21 protein-coding genes are annotated in these 23,596 nt (G+C 54.9%); 16 read left to right on the forward strand and 5 right to left on the reverse strand.

Annotation, left to right across the window (positions count from 1 at the left end; genetic code table 11):
* Positions 1-185 precede the first annotated feature (185 nt).
* The gene (locus tag SOJ49_RS04945) at positions 186-1,124 is read left to right on the forward strand and encodes a hypothetical protein (protein WP_369857125.1); all 939 of its coding nucleotides are present in this window, start codon (positions 186-188) and stop codon (positions 1,122-1,124) included.
* Positions 1,108-2,088: a GGDEF domain-containing protein gene (locus SOJ49_RS04950; protein WP_369857126.1), complete on the forward strand. Its 981-nt coding sequence runs from the start codon at positions 1,108-1,110 to the stop codon at positions 2,086-2,088. Before SOJ49_RS04945 ends, SOJ49_RS04950 begins: the two co-directional genes overlap by 17 nt.
* A 15-nt stretch (positions 2,089-2,103) precedes the next feature.
* On the opposite strand, the gene SOJ49_RS04955 is transcribed toward SOJ49_RS04950, so the two are convergent.
* Positions 2,104-2,361 (reverse strand): hypothetical protein, encoded by a 258-nt coding sequence (locus tag SOJ49_RS04955; RefSeq protein ID WP_369857127.1) that lies wholly within the window; start codon positions 2,359-2,361, stop codon positions 2,104-2,106.
* A gap of 193 nt (positions 2,362-2,554) precedes the next feature.
* On the opposite strand from SOJ49_RS04955, the gene SOJ49_RS04960 reads away from it, so the two are divergent.
* Positions 2,555-3,577, forward strand: coding sequence for a DUF3549 family protein (locus SOJ49_RS04960; protein ID WP_369857128.1), 1,023 nt, complete (start codon positions 2,555-2,557; stop codon positions 3,575-3,577).
* Between the two features lie 137 nt (positions 3,578-3,714).
* On the forward strand, positions 3,715-4,062 hold the full coding sequence (locus tag SOJ49_RS04965; RefSeq protein ID WP_369857129.1) for a YchJ family protein: 348 nt from the start codon (positions 3,715-3,717) through the stop codon (positions 4,060-4,062).
* 31 nt (positions 4,063-4,093) lie between these two features.
* Here the strand turns inward: SOJ49_RS04965 and SOJ49_RS04970 are convergent, their stop codons facing one another.
* Positions 4,094-4,390 carry a hypothetical protein gene (locus tag SOJ49_RS04970; protein ID WP_369857130.1) on the reverse strand — a complete coding sequence of 99 codons (297 nt, stop codon included), beginning with the start codon at positions 4,388-4,390 and terminating at the stop codon, positions 4,094-4,096.
* A gap of 18 nt (positions 4,391-4,408) precedes the next feature.
* Here SOJ49_RS04970 and SOJ49_RS04975 point away from each other — a divergent pair, with 18 nt between their 5' ends.
* A complete protein-coding gene (locus tag SOJ49_RS04975) occupies positions 4,409-5,602 on the forward strand; it encodes a hypothetical protein (protein ID WP_369857131.1) in 1,194 nt (397 codons plus the stop codon).
* A 58-nt stretch (positions 5,603-5,660) separates the two neighbouring features.
* Here the strand turns inward: SOJ49_RS04975 and SOJ49_RS04980 are convergent, their stop codons facing one another.
* Both SOJ49_RS04980 and SOJ49_RS04985 read right to left on the reverse strand, forming a co-directional pair.
* Entirely contained in the window at positions 5,661-7,205 is a 1,545-nt protein-coding gene (locus SOJ49_RS04980; protein ID WP_369857132.1) for an alkaline phosphatase, read from the reverse strand.
* Between the two features lies 1 nt (position 7,206).
* Positions 7,207-8,754, reverse strand: coding sequence for an alkaline phosphatase (locus SOJ49_RS04985; RefSeq protein WP_369857133.1), 1,548 nt, complete (start codon positions 8,752-8,754; stop codon positions 7,207-7,209).
* 244 nt (positions 8,755-8,998) lie between these two features.
* On the opposite strand from SOJ49_RS04985, the gene SOJ49_RS04990 reads away from it, so the two are divergent.
* The 4 genes from SOJ49_RS04990 (at position 8,999) to lipA (ending at position 12,144) form a co-directional block, all read left to right on the forward strand.
* Complete coding sequence (locus tag SOJ49_RS04990; protein WP_369857134.1) at positions 8,999-10,138, forward strand: D-alanyl-D-alanine carboxypeptidase family protein; 1,140 nt, start codon at positions 8,999-9,001, stop codon at positions 10,136-10,138.
* 5 nt (positions 10,139-10,143) lie between these two features.
* On the forward strand, positions 10,144-10,446 hold the full coding sequence (locus SOJ49_RS04995) for a YbeD family protein (RefSeq protein ID WP_369857135.1): 303 nt from the start codon (positions 10,144-10,146) through the stop codon (positions 10,444-10,446).
* Positions 10,446-11,084, forward strand: a complete 639-nt coding sequence (lipB, locus tag SOJ49_RS05000) for a lipoyl(octanoyl) transferase LipB (protein ID WP_369857136.1) — start codon at positions 10,446-10,448, stop codon at positions 11,082-11,084. The genes SOJ49_RS04995 and lipB overlap by 1 nt, the downstream gene beginning before the upstream one ends.
* A 73-nt stretch (positions 11,085-11,157) precedes the next feature.
* Positions 11,158-12,144 (forward strand): lipoyl synthase, encoded by a 987-nt coding sequence (gene lipA / locus SOJ49_RS05005; protein ID WP_369857137.1) that lies wholly within the window; start codon positions 11,158-11,160, stop codon positions 12,142-12,144.
* A 324-nt stretch (positions 12,145-12,468) separates the two neighbouring features.
* On the opposite strand, the gene mltF is transcribed toward lipA, so the two are convergent.
* Positions 12,469-13,908: a membrane-bound lytic murein transglycosylase MltF gene (gene mltF / locus SOJ49_RS05010; RefSeq protein ID WP_369857138.1), complete on the reverse strand. Its 1,440-nt coding sequence runs from the start codon at positions 13,906-13,908 to the stop codon at positions 12,469-12,471.
* Positions 13,909-14,304: 396 nt separating this feature from the next.
* On the opposite strand from mltF, the gene purL reads away from it, so the two are divergent.
* The 7 genes from purL (at position 14,305) to trmD (ending at position 23,589) form a co-directional block, all read left to right on the forward strand.
* On the forward strand, positions 14,305-18,231 hold the full coding sequence (purL, locus tag SOJ49_RS05015; RefSeq protein WP_369857139.1) for a phosphoribosylformylglycinamidine synthase: 3,927 nt from the start codon (positions 14,305-14,307) through the stop codon (positions 18,229-18,231).
* A 228-nt stretch (positions 18,232-18,459) separates the two neighbouring features.
* Positions 18,460-18,933: a hypothetical protein gene (locus SOJ49_RS05020; RefSeq protein ID WP_369857140.1), complete on the forward strand. Its 474-nt coding sequence runs from the start codon at positions 18,460-18,462 to the stop codon at positions 18,931-18,933.
* 162 nt (positions 18,934-19,095) lie between these two features.
* Positions 19,096-20,112 carry an efflux RND transporter periplasmic adaptor subunit gene (locus SOJ49_RS05025; RefSeq protein WP_369857141.1) on the forward strand — a complete coding sequence of 339 codons (1,017 nt, stop codon included), beginning with the start codon at positions 19,096-19,098 and terminating at the stop codon, positions 20,110-20,112.
* Between the two features lie 3 nt (positions 20,113-20,115).
* The gene (locus SOJ49_RS05030) at positions 20,116-21,648 is read left to right on the forward strand and encodes a DHA2 family efflux MFS transporter permease subunit (protein ID WP_369857142.1); all 1,533 of its coding nucleotides are present in this window, start codon (positions 20,116-20,118) and stop codon (positions 21,646-21,648) included.
* A 295-nt stretch (positions 21,649-21,943) separates the two neighbouring features.
* Positions 21,944-22,222, forward strand: a complete 279-nt coding sequence (gene rpsP / locus SOJ49_RS05035; RefSeq protein WP_369857143.1) for a 30S ribosomal protein S16 — start codon at positions 21,944-21,946, stop codon at positions 22,220-22,222.
* A gap of 24 nt (positions 22,223-22,246) precedes the next feature.
* On the forward strand, positions 22,247-22,771 hold the full coding sequence (gene rimM, locus SOJ49_RS05040; RefSeq protein WP_369857144.1) for a ribosome maturation factor RimM: 525 nt from the start codon (positions 22,247-22,249) through the stop codon (positions 22,769-22,771).
* Between the two features lie 38 nt (positions 22,772-22,809).
* Positions 22,810-23,589, forward strand: a complete 780-nt coding sequence (trmD, locus tag SOJ49_RS05045; protein WP_369857145.1) for a tRNA (guanosine(37)-N1)-methyltransferase TrmD — start codon at positions 22,810-22,812, stop codon at positions 23,587-23,589.
* The last annotated feature ends 7 nt before the right edge of the window (positions 23,590-23,596 follow it).

Raw genomic sequence — 23,596 nt, forward strand, 5'->3', positions numbered from 1 at the left:
ATCGGTCGGAAACAGATAAAGTCGGCTAGTATACACTACCAACCTCTGGATTAACCCGGTAATTACACTCGGATGTCTGGTGCTTGAAGCAAAGCAGCCCCGGCTGCTTTGCGGCCAGTCCGGCGAGAGTCGGGGCTGGATGGTGCATGAATCTGGCCCGATCAAAGTGATTGAGAACACCACTGATGCTTACAGGCAAGAACAATAGCTATTTTTTACGCCAGCAAGAATTGCGACTGACGGCTTTCTATTGCCTGTTGATGGCAGTCTGTCTGACGTCGTTATCGTTGCTGGACTGGATTGATCAGCGGATAGGGGAGGCGCTTGCAGCCTTGGCTCTGGGTTGTCTGCTCAGTGTCTATGCCGGTTATCTGCTGCTGCGGGATCGACCTTATCGCCGTCGTTGGCCCGAATGGTTAGTCGTGACCTTGCTGGTGCTGATGACGCTACGTGAAATGAGTACCGGACTGGACACGGTTCATATTGGGTATTGGGTGCCGTTTTATCTGATTTTTGCGTTTCGCTGGTCGCATGCCTATTGGATGTTGTTGGCGTTTTCACTGTTGTTTTTATGTCTGGCGGTATGGTCGGATATGTTGCTGCGCGCACAAATTGTGGTGACCTATCTGGTGAGTGTCGTCGTGGCGGCAGCGATCGGCTGGTTCAACGAGTCGGGTGCCGTCCGGCTGCGAGAAGAGGTCGGTGCGGATCCTCGTACCGGGGCCTATAACGAGGATCAGCTGCAAATCGATCTGGCTCGTGAGATTCCCCGTGCAGATCGGCAGACGTCACGGTTGTTGCTGGCTCTGGTGGTGTTGCCAAGTGCTTGGCGCCAGTGGGATAGTGAAAAATATGAAGACAGTATTCATCAGTTAGGGGAACAGCTGCGACAGGGAGTATTGGCATTTCACACCCTGTATCGATTGAAGTCGGACGACTTTCTGGTGTTGATGCCGCACGGCAATAGCAATGATATTGAGCTGATCGAACAGCGTATTGGCAGTGGTTTGCACGGGCCGGTAGACCAGCAAGTGGAAGTGGTCGCCATTCACTATCAGCCGGACGATGATATTCACAGTCTGATGGATCGTATCAGCGAGGCCCGCCATGATTTCCATCATTGACAGTCATCGTCAAGGGCCGGTGTTGCGAGCGGGATTGTTTGGCCTGACGGCACTGTTGATGAGCGGTCTGTTGTGGGAGCAGTTTCAGTTGGGTTTGTACAACACCGTGCTGGCCAGCATCTATGTCATTCCAGTACTGGTATTGGCTGCGGTGGTGATTCTGTTTAGCCGGGATCGCAGTCACCATGACTGGTTGGTGTTGCCAGTGCTGGTGCTGGTGACAATCCCCGGACTGGTTCGGCTGGAAACCGGTGTTGCCCTGTCGCTGAATTATCTGTTGATGATGCCGTTTCTGAGTTACTTCTGTCTGCGTCGAACGCTTGGCCATATCTATAATTTTTGCATGGTGGTGGCAATTTGGATCGCTACTCTGGCGGTGTCGGATTTGCTGGTCGCCACCCGATCTGCGCTGGTATACATCATGGTGGCGGCGTCGGTGGCCTGTTACGGGCTGTTGATCAGCCATCGTCTGCTGGTTGCGACGTCGCTGGCCCTGAAAGATGGAGAGTCCGGGGCCTATAACGCCCGTCAGTTTGCGTTGATGTTGGAACGTGAGGTAGCTCGCAGTGTACGGGCCAAACGCCCGTTGTCGCTGATCGGATTCAGTATCGAGGACTTTTCCCAGCTATGCGATCTGCATGGCAATCGCGCCGTGATCCAGTTTCTGCCGGATTTTGTTGGCTGTATTCGGGATGAGGTACGGGCCGGGGATGAAGTTTTTCGGATCCGTGAAGAATTGTTTATCTTGTTGTTGCCAGACTGCGCGGAAGACGGTGCTATCGTGTTGATGGAGCGTATCAGACGACATCTGGAACAACGTCATTGGCCGGTGCTGGGTGAAGTCTCGTTGTTAACCGCTACCGTCGCGCTGGCAGCGGGTGAGAAAGGGCGGGACGTTGAACGGCGCCTGCTTACCCGGTTAGCGAAACAGAAGCGTGCCAGTTTGCAGGCGTCGGCATTCTGAGCCTGGTTGTCCTGGTCAGGGGGCCGGGAGGTTATCCTGGCGACTTTCCAGATAACGTATGGTTTTACTGGCTTCGTTAAGCTGGTAACTGAGGTCGGCGGCCTGTTGTCGCAACTCTTTGCCCGCTTGCTGCTCTTGCTGGTGTTGGCTGACCAGCTCGGTCAGGCTGGTTTCGGCGTCTTTTATCTGTTGTTGCCAGCGTCGACTGAGCCAGATGCCAACGCTCCCTCCGCCAATAATCAATCCGGATATCAGAGCAAATACGATCAGCATAAGTTGTCTCCTGTGGGCTGCCTGTTCGGTTGATTGTCATCATACCTGCTTGTCGGTGACGTCGGCAGGGGGGATCTCGTTTGGGTACTGGCGGGTCGCACCGTGTGGCGCTGCGGTGTCTTACCGGCAACCGGACAGGCTGCAGAATCTGCTACACTGGCGACCGTTTTGCATTTTGTTTAGAGGGCAACGAGTGACCATCACTGATCTGGTACGCCAGCGTGGCGCCAACCTGCGTATATTTGATATGGGCCGCCGCATTCAACCGCTGGACACTGCGCTGTTTGAAGAGATCGAACAGCAGCGTCGCAGTTATCCCGTTCCTTACCTCAAACATGCCTGGCTGGCTTTGCTGAGCTGGCATCCGGAGCAGGCGGGCCAGCATGCAATCTGGTTTTTGAAGTTGCCGCTGGATGAACAAAATCTGCTGGATGCTCCGGCGCGCGATGGGTTTGTCCGTTATGTTGCGCAGCGCCAGGCGTCAGGCGATAGCACCACCGACAAGGGTGAAGCACCTTTCAGTTTCAAGCCGGACGGTCATCGCATGGCGTATTTTCATGCTCTGGCGGCGCGTGAGCTGGGTGCACCGGTCAGTCGTTTTTATGGCACAACCCGCGGTTATCTATCGGGGGATATCGGTTGGGAAAACTGGCAACAGCTTGGGTTGCAGGGGCTGGCTGAAGTGGTTGCAGGATATCAACAGGACAACAATCAGGCGTTGTTGACCCGTGCACTGCCCTACTTGCCGAGGGTGCCACTCAATGTGGTTCTGGGCTTTATGGAAAATATTTCGCCGGGTCAGGCGTTGACCAGTGCGGTGAATGACCGGCTTGCCAGTGTGATCGCGGGGGAACCGGACGCCAACGACCTGGCGGCGTTTGCCCGGGCACTGTCGCACAGTGAAAATATCGAGCAACGCCGCTTGTTGGTGCAGGCGCTACTGGCACATCCCAAATCCCGCTCGGTGGAAGTACTGGCGGCGGTATCCAGCCGTTGCTGGGCAGATCTTGAGGGTGAGTTACTGTTGGCGTTTCTGAGAACACTGGCGGTGAATGAGCAGGGGCAAAATGCCTTTGCAGCGCTGGTTGCGGATATGATGACCCTGCCGGGGATGCGGCAGCGGATGCTGGCTGCATTTTCATCCGGCCAGCACAGTCCACAACTGGATCAGGCCATTACCCGGTTGTTAGGGATCGTAAGAGGACAAACGCAATGACACCGGATTCCCCTTGCCCGTGTGGCAGTTCGCAGGGTCATGGTTCACATAGTTCATTCGATTCCGGGGTTCTTGACTACGGTCACTGCTGTCAGCCATTGCATCTTGGTCAACCAGCTGCCAGTGCTGAAGCCCTGATGAGATCACGTTATTGTGCCTATGTGTTGGGCCTGGAAGCTTACCTGCTGGAGAGTTGGCACCCGGAAACCCGGCCGGTTGGCCCGGTCTGTGATGCCTCAACGCGCTGGTATGGGCTGAAGATAGAAAGCAGTGAAGAGCAGGATGAGTCTGGCACTGTCTGTTTCCGGGCAACTTTCCGGGCCCATGGACGCTGGCAAACATTGCATGAATGTTCACATTTCGTCAAACAGGATGGCCATTGGCGCTACCACGATGGTGAGGCCGACTGGCAGCAGTTACAGCCGGGTCGGAACGACCTCTGCCCTTGCGGCTCCGGTGAAAAATTCAAAAAATGCTGTGCCTGACGTGGTGGTTGATACCAGCAGACCATTTGAGTCAGTGCGGTTGTCGGCCCTGACTCGGGCCTTTTAATGCCATGCCAAGCGTCATGGCCAGCGCTCCTGCGGTTGCAATCAGCAGGCTGATGTTGATCAACAGGCTGTGGCGAGCGTAATAGGTCATGACGGGTTCGGCGGCGGCGATACAGCTGCCGAGAGCGGGAGAGTAACTCAGCCCCTGTTGCTGGCAATCGGTAATTCGCGACAAGTCGAGTCCATAGACTATCAGCAGTGCGACAGCAGGAAGCACGCAAATCAGAGTGCCAAAGCGTAGTAATCCGGTTGGGTTAAGCATAAGGACGTATTTCCTCGAATGAGTGTTCAATGTCAGGGTTTGCCAAGCGGATTGTCTGTCAGCGGTGTGTTGATCGTGGTGTTGTTTTTGCTAACGGGCGTCAGCCTGTTGGTGCTGGCCGAGCCGACAGCATCACAGACAGCAATACCAACAGCAACAGTAACAGCAACACAAGCTGTCGGTTCTGCTGCGGTGGTTATTCCTGTAACTATTCAGGTAACTACTCCGGTAACTACTCCGGTAACTACTCCGGTAACTACTCCGGTAACTACTCCGGTAACTACTCCGGTAACTACTCCGGTAACTACTCCGGTAACTACTCCGGTAACTACTCCGGTAACTACTCCGGTAACTACTCCGGTAACTACTCCGGTAACTACTCCGGTAACTACTCCGGTAACTACTCCGGTAACTACTCCGGTAACTACTCCGGTAACTATGGATCTTTCAGCCAGCGCTGCGTTGGGTCTTATTCGTCAGGATCTCGCTGTCGGGCGATTATCCCAGCCTCCGGGCCTGAATGCCATGGTACGTATCGACGAATTTCGTCGGCGCTGGCCAACGGATATGGCAGTGGTGCCGCTGGCGTATCAATGGGCCACTGCTTATCAGCAGCAGGTGGCCTATTGGCTGGAAACGGGCGAGCTGGCGGCGGCGGCATCCGGTCTGGAGCAGCTCTGGGAACTGGTGCCGCTTACTCAGGGGTTGGACGCCTTGCAACAACGCTTTGATCAGGCCCGGTTACTGGCAGAGCAGGTGGCGGCACTGACAGCAGAGTCAGCGGCATTGCCGTTGGCTACGGCAAGCACTCTGGAAACCCCGGTTGCGATGTTGCTGGATTATCGGTTGCTGGATGCTACTGTGCATAATGAATTTCGTAGTCCTTACGAAGACAACTCACCACCGCTGGCGGAATTTTCACTTGATGCCGAACTGGTTGAGTTGCGTGACCGCTCTATTCGGGAGGCGATGGCACCTCTGTGTCAGGCGATTGTGGATAATCAGGCATCGGTCATTGTGCACGCAGAGGATCGGGTCGACTATCGTTGGTTGACGGTACGGATAACGCTCTGTGTTCGTCGTATCAATGAAGGATTCCGTTTACGCCACAGTTATCGCCAGCATGATGGTGCGCCAATGATTTCCCTGCATCCTGCCCGTGCCGAGTCGTTGTTGCCTGACCCTGAGGTCGATCACTCGTTAGATGATTGATCTTGTTGGCAGGCTGGTGCCGCTTTACCCGCTGTAGCGGCACCAGCCTGGTATCAGCTCAGTGGGCGACGGTGGCTTGCTCGGGTGCTGTTTCGACCGTGAGCGCGTGACGCATCAGATGAAACAACCAGTGCTGTTCCAGTGTGCCGCCAAGCAGGTCTGACCAGGGGCCTGCCCCATAAACGGCGACGTCTTCTCCGCCGTGGGTTTCCGCTTCCAGCGGTACCAGTGCTTGCTGGCGATAGTCTGGTGCTTGGACTTCGGCAGCGGTGATGGCCGGGCGTGGCAGGGTCACGGCTCCGGGGCCATTACGATAATTCATTGAGGTGTAATGTTGCCCATCGGCCAGTCGGTCTGGCTCGGTAGATGGATGACCGTGAGCATCGTTGCCGGTGACCAGTGCGGTCATCGGATTGCCTCGGGTCGGGTAGCCTGCCAGGGTCAGGGTATGGCTGTGATCAGCGGTGACCAGCAGCAGGGTATTGTCGAGATCGAGAGATTGCAGCAGCCATGCCACCGTCTGATGCAGTTCTTCGGTTTCCTTCAGCGCACGGTAGCCATTGCCAGCGTGGTGGGCGTGATCGATTCGACCTGCTTCAATCACCAGTACGTATCCCTTCGGGTTGTGAGACAGGCGCTGTACTGCTGCTTGGGTCATGTCCAGTAAGCCTGGCGTCTGTTCATCGCGATCGTCGACATACGGCAGATGAGACGGAGCAAACAAACCAAGCCATTGGCCGTGACTCAAGTCAGCCGTGTGTAACGCTGCCGGTGTTGTGAGCAGGTGATGATCCGGGCGTTGTTGCCAGGTGTCGGTGAGGTCGCCAGACTGTCGGGCACCGCCTTCGGTCGCAGGTAAAAACTGGGCAAGGCCGCCACCCAGAGCGATGTCGAGGTCGCTGTGTACCAGTTGGGTGGCGATGTCTTCACAGCCTGCGGCTCGTGCTGCGGGCGTCAGCTGGCTGTCGTTTTCCCAATTACGTTCAACGCTGTGCGCATAGGTGGCTGCCGGTGTAGCGTGGGTCAGGCGGGTGGTGGTGACGACGCCGGTGCCCTTGCCTTGTGCCAGAGCCAGATCCATCAGAGTATCCAGTGCTTGACCCTTGCCGCTGGCGCAGTCGCTGCGTATCACGGCCGGACTGACGGACAGCACCCCGGCGCGTGTTTTGGTGCCGGTCACCAGAGCGGTCATGGTGCCTGCGGAATCAGGCGTTTGCTGATCGGTATTATAGGTTTTGACCAGTGCCGAATAGGGCAGGGTTTCAAAGCTCATGGCAAAGTCTTCGCCACTGAGCCCCAGTTGTTGGCCACTGAATATACGGCCAGCCGTTAAGGTGGTGATGCCCATGCCGTCACCAATCACCAGTACCAGATTTTTGGCGCGGTGGTGATTGTCGGTTTGTTGTTGGCGCTGGTCGGCTTGTTGCTGCCCGGTGGCATACCATTCGTTACTGGTGACGGGGCCGATAGGTCGAGGAGACTGAGCAGTGGCTAATGGGCTGTCGTGAGTTGCACAGCTGGCCAGGGTAAGAACGGTCAGGGTTGTGGCGGTTAGAGTACCGGTGCGTCGTGCTGCCTGATAGCGCTTGTTAAAACCGATCATGTTAATTGCCCTCCGTTGCAGTTGGCGCCTGAGTTGTCAGATGCAGGGCGCGACTGGCGAGGTGAAACAGGCTGTTTTGTTCCAGTAATCCGCGGAACCACTGTGAGCCTGGGCCTTTGGCGTGCACGGCAACATCATCACTACCGTGGGTTTCACTTTCTTTATGACCCAGTGATGCCTGGTGAAAGTCAGGATCTGCCGTGTTTTCATCGTCGTGCCAGTGGATACGGCCATTGATACGACCGTGAGTTTGGCCGGAATCATTTGCAGTCACCGGGTCAATATCGTTGGCTCCCAGGCCATTGGCGTAACCCAGCGTTGTATAGGGCGCGTTGTCAGCCGCCCGACTGAGCTTGTCGGGTTGGCGCACCAGACCGAGAATATCGTTACCTCGTTGCGGGTAACCGGAAAACGACAGCGTATGGCTATGGTCAGCGGTGACCATGATCAGGGTGTCGTGGTCGTTGGTCATGCGGTCGGCAAACGCCACTGCGTCGGCCATGGCAATGGTGTCCGTCAAGGCGCGGTAAGCATTGCCTGCATGGTGGGCATGGTCGATCCGGGCACCTTCAATAATCAGCACATAGCCCTTGTCGGTGTTCTGCGTTTGCTGCTGCAGTACCTGCAAGGCAGCAAAGGTCATTTCGGTGAGCGACGGTTCGGCAGGGGTGCGGTCGTAGGCGTAGGCCATATGGCTGCTGGCGAACAGTCCGAGAATCGGTGTGCGGGCATGCATGCTCACAAGGTCATTTCGGCTCAATAGAAGTTGTCCGTTCGGGTACTGGTGTTTGAATTGACGGGTCAGATCAGTGTCGAGGCGCTTGCCGCCCTGGCTGGCTGGTAAAAAATTCTGGCGACCACCTCCCAGCGCCAGATCCAGGCCATTGGCAAAGCCGTTGTTAATCAACTGGTCTGCAATGTCCTTACAGCCTTGTTGGCGGGCTTCGTCAGAGAGGTCGCTGTCGGCTTCCCAGTCCCGTTCCGGTGTGTGGGCATAGGTCGCTGCCGGAGTGGCATGGGTGATCCGTGCGGTCGTCACGACACCGGTGGCAAACCCTTGCTGGCTGGCGTATTCCAACAGGGTGGTCAATGAGTGTGTATTGCTGCCCTGGCAGATGGCGCGATCCTGTTCCGGGCCGACACTGAGGACTCCGGCACGAGTTTTGACACCGGTCATAATGGCACTCATGGTGCCTGCGGAGTCGGGGGTCTGCTGGTTGGTATTATAGGTTTTGACCAGGCCCGAGTAAGGAAAGCGCTCAAAGGAGAGGAAGTTTTCTTCTCCGGTGAATCCTTGTTGCTGGCCCTGCAAAATACGTGCAGCGGTCAGGGTGGTGATGCTCATGCCGTCGCCGAGAAACAGAATCAGGTTGCGCGCATGGGTTCCCGGTGTGGTGCTGGCCAGCCGATAATCGAGCCAGGCTTCACCCTGTTGATAATCCGGCTGATACGCCGACGGCGCTGCTGCCAGCACGTTTGAGGGGGTGACCAGGGTCGCTGTGGTGATTGTTGCAATGGCCAGCAGGCCGGAACAGACAAGGCGTTGCATGGGAACTTCCTGTCGAATAAGGGTTCTGGTGAAGGTTGGTTATGTCAGCCAGTGTAATTCGAGGCGCTTGCTGCGCCTATAGTCTTTGCTGTTTACGTATGGTCAACAGGGGTCTGACTGGCTCAGCCATTCCCTGTATATCGCAGCTCTGTGTGACGGCAATATGTCGTTCGAGTGCGGACTGCAAATTCTGCTAGCCGTGTTACAATGCCCGGCTCAACTCTCCTACTTTTAGTCAAGAGTCATGCGCTATCTATTAAGTCTGTTTTTATACGTAAGTGCGGCCTGTACATCGGCGGCTGTCATTGTTCCCAAAGCTCCTGATCTGGATGCGCGGGCCTTTATTCTGGTGGATGCCGAGAGTGGCAATGTACTGGTCGAGCAGAATGCCGACGAGACCCTGCCACCTGCCAGCCTGACCAAAATGTTGACCAGTTATATTGCAGTGCACGAACTGGTGACCGGTAATGCCAGCGACGACACCATGGTGCCTATCAGTGTTAACGCCTGGAAGAAGGGTGGCTCGAAAATGTTTGTGCGGGAGGGTACCGAGGTGCCGTTGATCGACCTGCTACGCGGCATTATTGTGCAATCCGGTAATGATGCTTCAGTGGCGGTGGCAGAATACTTTGCCGGTTCTGAAGATGCCTTTGCTGACTGGATGAACCAGTACGCCATCAAGTTGGGCATGGACAACAGTCATTTTATGAATGCGACAGGCTGGCCAGCGGAAGGACACCACTCAAGCGCACGGGATATAGCTACGCTGGCGTTGCATATCATCAAGGATCATCCTGATTATTACGGTCTGTATTCCGAAAAATATTTTGAATACAACGATATTCGCCAGCCCAACCGCAACAAGCTGCTGTGGCGTGATTCCTCCGTCGATGGTTTGAAAACCGGTCATACCGAGGCTGCCGGTTTCTGTCTGGCCGCTTCTGCGGTACGTGACGACATGCGTCTGATTGCCGTGGTGATGGGGACTCGCAGTGATGATGCCCGCGCCCAGGAAACCCAGAAGCTGCTGGCGTATGGTTTTCGTTATTTCCAGACCCACAAACTCTACAGCGCTAATGATGTGCTGGAGCAGCGCAAGGTCTGGCTGGGTCAGCAGGATCAGGTTGAACTCGGTGTACAAAACGATCTGTACCTGACTGTGCCTCGCGGCACCGAAGGGGATCTCGATGTCGAGTTGATCACTGATGAATATATCAAGGCGCCGATTGCTGCTGGTGCAGTGGTCGGTACTCTGGTCGTGCGCAAAGACGGTGAAAAAATTGTCGAACGGCCCCTGATTGCGATCAGCGCCGTTGAGGAAGCAGGCTTTTTTGGCCGCTTGCTGGGCGAGATCCAGATGTTTTTTATACGTTTGCTGGGGTAACAGAAATGGCCTTGATTAAAGCTGACGGACAACCTGCGACGACTCAGGAAGCGCCGAAAATTGAATTTCCCTGTCCTGATTACCCGATCAAGGTAGTCGGCAAGGGCAAGGATAACTACCGCCAAGTGGTGCTGGATATTTTTCAGATTCATGCGCCCGGATTTGATATCGAAAAGATTCTGGTGCGTGATAGCAGTAAAGGTAATTTCCAATCGCTCACCATCTATATTACGGCGACGGGTATTGAACAGCTTGAAGCATTACACAAGGAGTTGAGCGCCCACGAACTGGTACACATGGTGATTTGATGCCCGATGTGGTGGTTCGTCGGTTGGGGCTGGTTGATTATCAGCCCTGCTACCAGCAAATGGTGTCGTTTACGGCGCAGCGCCAGCCAGACACTCCGGATGAAATCTGGCTGTTGCAACATCCTCGTGTATTTACTCAGGGCCAGGCTGGCAAGGCAGAGCATTTGCTGGTGCCGGGTGATATTCCCGTGCTGCAGACGGATCGCGGTGGCCAGGTGACCTATCATGGTCCTGGCCAGCTGGTGGCCTATCTGCTACTGGATATCAAACGTCTTGGCATTGGCCCCCGTTTACTGGTAACAGCGATGGAAGAATCGATCGTGGCGACACTGGCGCACTGGGGGATCCGCTCGGCAGCAAAAGCCGATGCACCGGGGGTTTACGTTGACGGCCGCAAGATTGCCTCGCTGGGGCTGCGTATCCGCAACGGTCGTACTTTTCATGGTCTGGCGCTGAATGTGGATATGGATATGACGCCCTTTCTGCGTATTAATCCCTGTGGTTATGCCGGGCTTGAAATGACACAGGTAGTTCGGGAAGTACCGGACGCCACTTTGAACATTGATCAGGTTGCTGAGCAGCTGGAACAGCAGTTGGTCAGCCACCTGGGTTTTGCAACGATCAAACGCCCGGCATAATCTGCCGTGCTGGATCCAAACTATACATCCCGGTTGCGGTGATCCCGCCGACCGGGCAGGCTGGGGTAAACAGATGACTGAAAGAGTAAAAGCCGTACAAGGGCTGAAGTTGCGTGGCGCTGACAAGGTGGCCCGTATCCCGATCAAGGTGATTCCTACCGAAGAAATGCCACGCAAGCCTGACTGGATTCGTGTGCGCATTCCGGCTACCCCGGCGATCAGTGACATCAAGGCCAAGCTGCGCAAGCACAAGCTTCATACTGTGTGTGAAGAAGCCAGTTGCCCTAACCTGGGTGAGTGCTTTGGTGGTGGTACCGCGACCTTTATGATTATGGGTGACATTTGTACTCGTCGCTGTCCGTTCTGCGATGTTGGCCATGGGCGTCCCAATCCGCTGGATGTGGATGAGCCAAAAAACCTGGCGCTGGCGATTGCTGATATGGGATTGAAGTACGTGGTGATCACCTCGGTTGACCGCGACGACCTGCGTGACGGTGGTGCCCAGCACTTCGCCGACTGTATTTCCCTAACTCGTGAGCACAGCCCGAGTATCAAGATTGAAGTGCTGGTGCCGGACTTCCGTGGACGAATGGACGTTGCTCTGGATGTACTGGAGCAGACGCCTCCCGATGTGTTTAACCACAATCTGGAAACGGTGCCGCGTTTGTATAAAAAGAGCCGTCCGGGTTCCGACTATCAATGGTCGCTGGACTTGCTGAAAAAATACAAACAGCGTCGCCCGGATGTGCCGACCAAATCTGGCCTGATGCTGGGGTTGGGTGAAACCAACGAGGAAGTGATTGCAGTGATGAAAGACATGCGCGCTCACAACATCGATCACATCACCATGGGGCAGTATTTGCAGCCAAGCCGTGAGCACCTGCCGGTCGAGCGTTTTGTGACGCCGGAAGAGTTTGATGAGCTGGGCGATATTGCCAAAGGCATGGGATTCAGTCGGGTTACCAGTGGCCCAATGGTACGTTCTTCCTATCATGCCGACGCGCAGGCTGCCGGTGAAGACGTTAGCGGTGTATGGAGCGGCCACAAAAAGTCGTCATAAGCATCCATACATCGTACATATCAACGGATAAAGCAGGGGGCTTGTATAACAACGGCTGCTTGTGTTGGCAAAATAACCGCAGCTTGTCTGCGGTTATTTTTTGTACGCTGTTCAGGAATTATTTGCAGGAATCCTGAGGTCAACCCTGCCCACCTGATTAGTGCTGCTGCGATCGAACTTCTGTCGATCAAAACGGAGAAGGCCAGAACCGCCCGGCTACGGGTTATAACGGCAGCTGACGCTTGGAGTCGCTATCTCACTGCCGGGAGAGCAACAGCCGCTGGCAGTGAGAGTGGAGTGGAGAGTGTCGGCGAATAGCATAGCTCAGAGCAGCGGAGGAATGACCGTAAGCGATGAGGACAGGTGCAGGCTCTCATTTTCACTCGACGCAATATGTAACGGTTGCTCATCGTTCCATACCAGTACGTCGTAGTAGCGGCGTATGTTCTGGACATAGTCAACGGCTTCACGTCCACGCGCATAACCGTGGCGGGTATTCTTGTGGTAACGCTTCTGGCTCAGCAATGGCAAGGCTTCTTTGACATCACGCCAGAGGTTCGGGTTGCCACCCATTTCATAAGCGAGACGACGGGCATCTTGCAAATGGCCATAACCGACGTTATAGGCCGCTAAAGTCATCCAGGTGCGATCCGGTTCTGCGACCTGGGTGCCCAGACGGTCTCGTAATGTATTCAGATAACGCCCGCCGCCCAGAATGCTCTGTTCGGCGTCGAGGCGATCACTGACGCCCAAGTCACTGGCGGTGGCGGTGGTCAGCATCATCAGACCACGGACACCGGTATAACTGGTGGCGACCGGATTCCAGTGACTTTCCTGATAACCGACGGCAGCCAGCAAGCGCCAGTCAAACTGATTGTCAGTGGCAGAGCTGACGAAGTAGGGCTTGTAACGATCCAGTTTGCGTACGGTCTGGCGCAAGAAGCGTTTGGCACCGACATAGTCCAGCTCACTCAGGTGGCCATAGTAACGCTCGTTCAGTGTCGCCAGTTGCTGACGGGTCTGACGTGACTGGAAAAAGTCGCGGGAAGCATTCAGCAAGGAGTCATCGCGGCTGTGCTGAAAGGCCCAGGCCAGGGACTGTTGCTCGGTTATGGTGAAACCCACCCCGATGTTGGGAATATAGGCTTGCAGCATATTAAATTCATTGGAGTCGACAAGGCTGTAATCGATGTCGCCATTAGCGACCATATGCATCAGGTCGGTCACGTCCAGTTCGCCGGTTTCACTCCAGCTCAGTTCGGGCCGTTCGGTGACTTGTGCTCTGCGTAATGTCTGGGCATGGCTTGATGAGGCCGGAACGACGGTCATACCGCCAAGCAGGTCATCCAACTGACGTGGCCGTTGGGTACCACGGCGATAAATAACCTGTTCACTGACCTGTTGATATGGCTCACTAAAGCGAAACCAGCGCTGACGCTCTGGCGTAATAGCAAGTCCTGCTGCTGCAAACTGAGCCTGGTCAGTATCCAGCGCGGTGAATATATCCGTCAGGTTGTTGGCAACCTGAACATTTAATTTGACGCCGAGGTAGTCGGCAAAGGCCTGGGCCAGTTCAAATTCATAGCCGGTTTGGCCGGTTCGGTCTTCGTAGTACGTGGTCGGGCTGTTGCGGGTGACGACGGTAATTTCACCGTGCATCCGTATTTGCTCCAGCTGCGTTGGACGTACGCTCCCTGTGATAGCCGTAAGGCAGACCAGCAGGGTCATCAGACCAGTCATCAGTTTGACTGATTTCAATAACATGTAAGCTCCAGAATTTACTTTCTGCTCTCCTGCACCAATAGTGGGCGTGGCAGCAATTATTGTTCCATTTTATAACATAAGGTGGTCAAAAAACAACCTTGTTGCCTATAGCTCTGGTGAATGGTGATAAGAAAGGCAATCAATGGCTCATCCTTTTTCTGCGGCGACAAGCCGGTAGATGGATCTGAAGTGAACGTTCAGCAGGCCATGAATACGTTGTCGACAGCCGTTAATCGATGCGGTTTGGGTGGTATTGCAGAGAATGAAACTGCTCACAAATCCGCCCTCTCGGCGGTGCCGGGATAGCCCTCTGGTAGCGGAGTTGGCCACTATCCAGTATCATTCGGCCTCATTTTTTCCCGTATTTTCGGCCCCAACCCCTGGAGTCAAGGCACAATGCTTGAGCTGCGTGGCGCACCTGCGCTTTCAGAATTTCGTCAATCCAGAATCCTGGCCAAACTGCAGGCTGCGGTTCCGGCCGTGACCGGTGTGTACGCCGAGTTTGTACATTTTACTGATCTCAGTGAGGATCTGGCGGACAACGAGCGTCTGGTGCTGGAACGCATTCTTCGTTATGGCCCCAAGGCTGCCCGACAGGATGCTGTGGGTGACTATTTTCTGGTGACGCCGCGTTTCGGTACCATTTCCCCGTGGTCGTCGAAAGCGACAGACATCGCCCATAATTGTGGTTTGGGCAAGGTGCAACGGCTGGAGCGGGGGATTGCCTATTATGTCGCAGGTGCGGCCACTGCGGATCGTGATGCCATTGCCGCCGTGCTGCATGACCGTATGGTCGACACCGTACTGGAGCGCAGCGAGCAGGCCGAAGCCCTGTTTTCACACGCTGAACCGGCACCGTTATCGATCGTGGATATTCTTGTCGGCGGGCGAGACGCGCTGGTTGAGGCCGATAAAACCCTGGGTCTGGCGCTGGCCGATGACGAAGTGGATTATTTGCTCGATAACTACCAGATCATGGGCCGTAACCCGACCGACGTCGAATTGATGATGTTTGCTCAGGCTAATTCCGAGCACTGCCGTCACAAGATTTTTAACGCCAGCTGGACCATTGATGGTCTGGAACAGGACAAATCCCTGTTCCAGATGATCAAGAATACCTACGAGTGTTACAGCGACAACGTCCTCTCTGCCTATAAAGACAATGCCTCGGTGATTCGTGGTCACAAGGCTGGTCGTTTCTTCCCGAACCCGGTGGATTCTGATCAGTCTCGTCAGTACCGCTATCATCAGGAAGACATGCACATCCTGATGAAGGTCGAAACCCACAACCACCCGACTGCGATTGCACCGCATTCCGGTGCCGCCACGGGTTCCGGCGGTGAGATTCGCGACGAAGGGGCAACCGGTCGTGGTTCCAAACCCAAAGCTGGTCTGACCGGTTTCACCGTCTCCGACCTGAAAATTCCCGGTTTCGAACAGCCGTGGGAAAGCGACTACGGCAAGCCGGGTCGTATCGTCTCGGCATTGGACATCATGATTGATGGACCACTGGGTGGCGCGGCGTTTAACAACGAATTTGGTCGTCCGAACCTGTGTGGCTACTTCCGTACCTTCGAACTGCAACACGACGGTGAAGTCCGTGGTTACCACAAGCCGATTATGATCGCCGGAGGTTACGGCAACATCCGTGACGAGCATGTTCAGAAAGGTGAAATTCCGGTTGGCGCGGCCCTGATTGTACTGGGTGGCCCGGCGATGCAGATTGGTCTGGGTGGTGGTGCTGCGTCTTCGATGGCGTCTGGCCAGTCCAATGCCGACCTCGATTTTGCTTCTGTGCAGCGCGAGAACCCGGAAATGGAACGTCGCTGTCAGGAAGTGATTGACCGCTGCTGGCAGAAAGGCGATCAGAACCCGATTGCCTTTATTCATGATGTCGGTGCCGGAGGTATCTCCAACGCTTTCCCCGAGCTGGTGGGCGACGGTGGCCGAGGTGGTCACTTCGAACTGCGTAACGTACCAAACGATGAACCGGGCATGAGCCCGCTGGCGATCTGGTCGAATGAATCCCAGGAACGCTACGTCATGGCGGTGCCGCTGGAAGATCTGGCCACTTTTGATGCCATTTGTCAGCGTGAACGCTGCCCCTATGCGGTGGTCGGGTACGCCACGGAAGAAGAACACCTGACCGTGACCGACAGCCATTTTGGCAACAAGCCGGTGGATATGCCGCTGCAGGTGCTGTTGGGTAAACCGCCACGTATGCACCGTGATGCAGTCACCCGTGCAACAAGCGTCAAAGCATTTGAATCCGCTGGGATCGATCTGGCCGAAGCGGCTGAACGGGTGCTCAAGTTGCCAACGGTCGCCAGCAAGTCATTCCTGATCACTATTGGTGACCGCTCCATTACCGGTACTGTTGCCCGTGATCAGTTTGTTGGCCCCTGGCAGGTGCCGGTAGCTGACGTCGCGGTGACGACCTCGTCTTATGACTCTTTTGTGGGTGAAGCGATGGCCATGGGGGAACGTACCCCAGTGGCGTTGCTGGATGCCCCGGCATCCGGTCGTCTGGCTGTAGCAGAAACGATCACCAATCTGGCGGCTGCGCCGATTGCCCAGCTGGCAGATATTAAATTGTCGGCTAACTGGATGTGCGCCGCTGGCCACGACGGTGAAGACGAAAAACTCTACGCCACGGTCAAAGCCGTGGGTATGGAACTTTGCCCGGAACTGCAAGTGACCATTCCGGTAGGCAAGGACTCCATGTCAATGAAGACCCGTTGGCAAGACACCAACGAACAGGGTAATAGCGAAGACAAAGCCGTTACTTCGCCGATGTCGCTGGTGATCACTGGCTTTGCGCCCGTGACGGACGCCCGTTCGGTACTGACGCCACAAATTCAGAAAAATGTGGCATCGGATCTGATTCTGGTCGATCTGGGTCGTGGTCAGAATCGTCTGGGTGCCTCCTGTCTGGCGCAGGTATACCAGCAGCTGGGTGATGTTCCGGCTGATCTGGATGATGCCGAAGATTTAAAAGCCTTCTTTGCCGTGGTGCAGGGGCTAAACGCCGATGGCAAGTTGCTGGCTTACCACGATCGTTCCGATGGCGGTCTGTTTGCCACGCTGGTGGAAATGGCCTTTGCTGGTCACGCTGGTCTGGATATTTCGATGGACTTGTTGGCGGATGCCGAAGACGAGCTGGCAGGAGCGTTGTTTGCTGAAGAACTGGGTGCGGTGATGCAGGTGCGTCGAGACGATCTGGAAGAAGTTCTGACGCAATTTGAAGCTGCAGGATTAGGTGACTGCACCGCTGTGATTGGCTCTGCCAACGACGACGATCAGATTACCTTCAGTTTCCAGGATGAAGAATTCCTCAGTGAGTCTCGTGTCAACTGGCACCGCATTTGGGCAGAAACCAGCTTCCGTATGCAGGCGCTACGTGACAACGCCGACTGTGCCCAGCAGGAATTTGATGCACTGCTGGAGATTGAAAATCCCGGTATCCACGCTGAGCTGACTTTTGATATCAACGAAGACATTACCTCTGATTTACCAGCCGCTGATGTTGACGGCGCACCCAAAGTGGCGATTCTGCGTGAGCAAGGCGTAAACGGCCAGATTGAAATGGCCGCCGCCTTTGACCGCGCTGGTTTTGCCACCGTCGATGTTCATATGAGTGACGTGCTGTCGGGTGCAGTGACGCTGGACAGCTTCCGTGGACTGGTGGCGTGTGGTGGTTTCTCCTACGGTGACGTACTGGGTGCCGGTGAAGGCTGGGCCAAGTCGATCCTGTTTAACGCCCAGGCTCGTGGTCAGTTTGAAGCTTTTTTCGCTCGCAACGATACCTTTGCTCTGGGTGTCTGTAATGGCTGTCAGATGTTGTCCAACCTGCATGAACTGATTCCGGGGGCTGAACACTGGCCACATTTTGTGCGCAATATGAGCGAACAGTTTGAAGCCCGTGTTGCCATGGTCGAAGTGCAGGAATCGGACTCCGTGTTTTTCGCCGGTATGGCGGGTTCCCGCATGCCTATCGCGGTGGCACACGGAGAAGGCCGGGCAGAGTTCAGCGCCAAATCCGATCTCGACGAACTGGTTGGCCAGATTGCGCTGCGTTACGTTGACAACTACGGCCAGGTTACCCAGCAATACCCGCTGAATCCGAACGGTTCGCCGCAAGGTATTACCGGCCTGACCGCAGCCGATGGCCGCATCACCATCATGATGCCGCACCCGGAACGGGTATTCCGTGCCATTCAGAACTCGTATATTCCGGTGGGCGCTGATGGCGAGCCCTGGAGTGAAGACGGTGCCTGGATGCGAATGTTCCGTAATGCCCGTGTGTGGTGTGAAGAGAACTGAGTATGCTCGGTTGACTGAGATCAGTTGATTGGACGAAATCGCAGAGCGTCTGGGCTTTAGCTGGGTTTAATAAGTGGATTCTGAAAATCCGGTATCAGTTTTCTGGTAGCGGATTTTTTGTTTTAACTGGGCAGTTGTAGTGGCCCGCGTGCTCTGAGTATGCCGATTCCAGATGCGGCATTTCCAGCCGTGAGTCAGATCATCGTATCAACAGAAACAGTGAGAAAAATGATGAAAAAGGTGTGGGTTGGATTGCTGCTCGGCGTCAGTATGAGTGCCAGTATGGGAGTCAGCGCAGAGTCTGTTGAGATTCGCGATGGGGTTGATGAGCAGAGTTGCCGCATGGTCAAGCAGGAGATGTGTTCCACCACAAGCCGGGACGGCGTGGCGCATTGTCGGCAGGAGCACTTAAAATCTGCCGCCCAATTCGGCGCCAACCGGGTCGTTATCGGCACTACCGACCAGAGCGATCATAAAAAACGGATGGCTAACGGTCTCTACACCAGTGTGACCAAAACAAGGATGAAGGCCCGTTATTTTGCTTGTGATGAAACGTCTCGGGTACGTCAGCCTGCAGCAGTGCAGGGCGGAGGCAAAAGCATTGAGGAGCGTTTGTTGCGACTGGAGTCGCTACGACAAAAGCACTTGCTGACTGAGCCGGAGTACACGGCAAAACGTGCGGCAATACTGGATGACTTGTAAAACCGGCAGTGGTCATTTGGCCATGCGTTAAGACGCTGAAGCTTCCGCTTGCCGTTGCTGTTGTTAATTCTGGAACAGTATGTGAAAGCAGTATGGTTTCCAATTTGATAAATAGCAGGCTAGTTTAGCGCCCTGTTCTGGTTCACTGGTTGGTGTGGTGCGATGCGTAAACTGGTTATTGCTCTGTTTGTGGTGCTGTTAGTCGGCTTGGTGGGTTATTGGTGGTGGTGGCACCAGGGTCGCGAAGATACCGACAATGCCTACGTCAAAGCGGATATTGTGCCTGTCATGAGTCGTGTTGACGGGACGGTGTTGGCCTTGTTTGCGGAGGACAACCGACGTGTGCGGCAGGGTGAGGTTTTGCTGGAGCTAGATCCTGGGCTGTATCAGGCACGCTTGCGACAACAACAGGCGTTACTGGCGGCGGCACAGGCGGGGTTAGCCCATCTGGCTGATCGGGTGCAGGCAGAACAGTCGCTGATTGCTTCAGCCGCTGCATCGCTGGAAGGGGCGCGAGCAGAATACTTGCGCGCCCAGCAACAATTACAACGGTTACAAAAGCTCAAACAACAGCAATACGTCTCGCAAGACAACATTGACGCAGCGGCCCTGACGCTGGCTTCGGCAGAAGCGCGGTTGCATGAAAACGAAGCGCAGTTGGCGTCACGCAAGGCCAATCTGGTATCGGTCAAGGGTGAGGCACCACAGCTGACAGCCAGTGTCGATGAAGCCCATGCAGCGGTAGCCCAGGCGCAACTGATGCTGGATTACTGCACCATCGTTGCGCCACGAGACGGCGTGATTACCAGTCGTCAAATTCAGCTGGGCCAAGGTGTGGCTCCCGGTGCACGACTGATGAGTCTGGTCACAGAGCCCGTCTGGATCTATGCCAATTTCAAGGAAACCCAGATTGCGGCAATGCAGGCAGGGCAAGCTGCTGAAATACGGGTGGATGCCTTGCCTGATCAGGTATTCAAGGGCCATATCGATAGTTTTTTTGCTGCCACCGGATCGGAATTTGCGCTGCTGCCACCGCAAAATGCAACGGGTAACTTTACCAAGGTGGTACAACGGTTACCGGTGAAGCTGGTGTTTGAGGCTGGACAGGACACCTCAATGCTGCGGCCGGGAATGTCGGTTGAAGCGGCGGTATTTACTGCTCAAACTGCAGTTGAATAAGTTGTGGTAGACCGTTTTCCCCGTCACTGGCTGGCGATTGCCGGCGCGCTGATCGGCGCTTTCATGGCAATTCTCGATATCCAGATCACCAACTCGTCACTGAAGGATATTCAGGCGGCGCTGGGGGCAACACTGGAAGAGTCGTCGTGGATTGCGACGTCGTATCTGGTGGCCGAGATGATTGCCATCCCGCTGACCGGTTTTTTTGCTGGCTGGTTGTCGCCACGCCGTTATCTGGTGTGGAACAGTGCCGCTTTTGTTTTGGCGTCGCTGGCTTGTTCAGAAGCCTGGAATCTCGAAAGCATGATTGTTTTTCGGGCATTGCAGGGGTTTACCGGCGGTGCATTGATTCCAATGGCCTTTAACCTGATTGTGACCTTGCTGCCGGTGGATAAACGTCCGGTAGGCATGACATTGTTTGGTGTTACTGCGACGTTTGCCCCCAGTATCGGCCCGACACTGGGCGGCTGGCTGACCGAAACCTTCAGCTGGCATTACCTGTTTTACCTCAATGTCTTGCCCGGCGCTGCGGTGATTGCCCTGCTGTCGATGGGCCTCGACAAACGCGAGGTGAATGACTCCCAGCTCGCCCGTATCGATCTGTTTGGCATGGTGACGATGGCACTCGGACTGGGTTGCTTGCAATTGGTACTGGAAGAGGGTGCCAGAGACGACTGGTTTGATGCGGAATATATTCGCTGGCTGGCGCTGGTGTCAGCGGTATCGCTGATTTTGTTTGTACGGCATCAATTACGTGCAGCGTTCCCGCTGGTGAATCTGCGGCTGTTTGCCAACAAGGAGTTCAGTCTCGCCTGCGTGGCGTATCTGATGCTGGGTTTCGGGTTGTTTGGTTCTGTCTATCTGGTGCCTTTGTATCTGGCGTCGCTGCACGACTACACCGCGCTCGATATTGGCCTGGTCTTGATGTGGGTAGGTTTTCCACAGTTGCCCTTTTTTCCCTTGATCCCCAAAATTCTCAAATTCGTGCAAGCCCGTTTTTTGGTGGCGATGGGGTTTGTAGTCATGGGTCTGAGTCTGTTTATGAATATGCACATGAGTATGGATTACGATGGCAGTTACCTGATTCCGGCCTTGTTGCTGCGAGCACTGGGCCAGCCGTTTATTATGGTGCCGCTGTCTTTGATGTCGGCGTCGGCGTTACCACCAAAGGACGTTGCCTCGGCATCGATCCTGTATAACGTGATGCGTAATCTGGGTGGCGCTATTGGGATCGCCAGTCTGGCCACCCTGTTGCAAAAGCGAACGGATATACACACGACAGAAATTCGAGAGACGCTGGTGGCCAACAGCCAGTCGACGCTCGATTATCTGTCCCAGATGGGGCAGCAAATGGGCTTGTCGGAGCAGGCTCCCCAGGTGTTGTCCCGAGTGGCTAATGAAATTCATCAACAAGCTGCGGTGATGTCTTACAACGAGGCTTTTGCAGTACTGGGTGCGTCGATGCTGCTTGCCGCTGTGGCTTCAGTGATGGTCAAACCGTCGAAGCCGCAACCAGCCCCGGTGGTGGCTGAATAGCCGCTGGGCTGTTGTCTGTAGCAGCAAGGGTTACGCCGGGGCAAGAAAACGGCCATTTACTTCCCAATCAATCCAGCATACAATCTGCGCCCCTTTTAATAGGCCTTTTTCGCCTGTTTCCATGTTTGGTGTGAGCAACCTCCGGGTTTCATACCCTGCCTGGCAAGCGAGAAAGATGTTGAACGGTGGGCGATTCCAAAACCCGCCACCGGGATGTTCGGCTGTGTGATTCTGCTTTGCAGAGTGTCGCTTCCGGGTGTTCCGCTTGATAAAACGATCGGAGTAGATCTTTTTTATGGTAGTTATTCGTCTGGCCCGTGGTGGCTCTAAAAAACGTCCTTTTTATCACATCAACGTAGCAGATTCGCGTTGTCCTCGCGACGGTCGCTTTATCGAGCGTATGGGGTTCTTTAACCCGGTTGCTCGCGGCTCCGAAGAAGGCCTGCGTCTGGATCTGGAACGCGTTGATTTCTGGCTGGCGCGTGGTGCTCAGCCTACTGAACGTGTTGTCAAACTGATCAAGGATGCACGTAAAGTCCAGCCTGCTGCTCCTGCAGCTGAAGCTGAAGCTTAATACGTGTTGGCTGAGGGTGTGTTGGTGACAGACCAGGAAATCACCGTCCTGGGCAAGGTAGCCACCGCATTTGGCATCAAGGGCTGGATCAAGGTGTATTCCTTTACCGACCCTGTAAGCAACATTCTGGACTACCCGATCTGGCTGCTGAATATCAATGGCGAGTGGCGGAAGTTTGAAGTGGAAGCAGGCCAAACCCAAAGCAAGGGAATTGTGGCAAAACTGCAAGGTATAGCAGACCGCGATGCGGCTCTGGCGCTGTCTCAAACCGAGATTGCGGTATATACCTCACAGCTGCCTGAACCCGACGACGATGAATTTTATTGGTTCCAGTTGGAAGACCTGAAAGTAGTCAATACTCAGGGTCAGCTGCTGGGCAAGGTGAAAGAACTGTTTGATTCTGGTGGCGGTAACCAGGTAATGAAGCTGACGAACTGTGAAGGCAGTATTGACCAGCTACAGCGCCTGATCCCCTACGTGGATACCATCGTTCTGGATGTTGACCTTGAAACAAAGGTCATCCAGGTCGAATGGGAAGCAGATTATTGACCGGTGTTGTTTCGACAACATTGGTAGAGGCACAAACGATGTGGTTTGGCGTTGTCTCCCTGTTTCCAGAAATGTTCAACTCGCTCACCGATTTTGGTGTGAGTGGGCGGGCAGTGAAGCAGGGACAGATTTTGCTTGAGCGCTGGAATCCCCGTGATTTCGCGTATGACAATTACCAAACCGTTGATGATCGCCCTTATGGTGGTGGCCCAGGTATGCTGATGAAAATTCAGCCTCTGCAAGAAGCCATCGCCGCCGCTCGAACAGCGGCAGATCAGCAACCAGGCAAGCCGGCGCGAGTGATTTATCTGTCACCGCAAGGGCGCAAGCTGGATCAGGCGGGGGTGCTGGAACTGGCACAACACGACAAGCTGATTCTGGTATCGGGGCGGTACGAAGGCATTGATGAACGTTTGATTGAGCAGGAAATCGACGAAGAGTGGTCGCTCGGCGATTTTGTACTCAGCGGTGGTGAACTGGCTGCCATGACGTTGATGGATGCAGTGATTCGTTTGGTGCCGGGTGTATTGGGACATGACCTGTCGGCCCAGCAGGACTCCTTTATGGAAGGCTTGCTCGACTGTCCGCATTACACTCGTCCGGAAGTTTACGACGGACAATCTGTGCCCGAGGTATTACTGAGTGGCAACCACGAGAAAATCCGCCTTTGGCGGTTAAAACAGTCTCTTGGCAGAACCTGGGAGCGTCGGCCAGATTTATTGGACGCGCTGGAACTGAGTAACGAACAACATAGGTTATTGACAGAGTATCTGAGCGAACGAGTGAGTGAATCCGACACCAAATCGCCAGACTGTTGAGGAGCAA

The sequence above is a fragment of the Candidatus Thalassolituus haligoni genome, assembly GCF_041222825.1.
GTDB lineage: Bacteria > Pseudomonadota > Gammaproteobacteria > Pseudomonadales > Oceanobacteraceae > Oceanobacter > Oceanobacter antarcticus.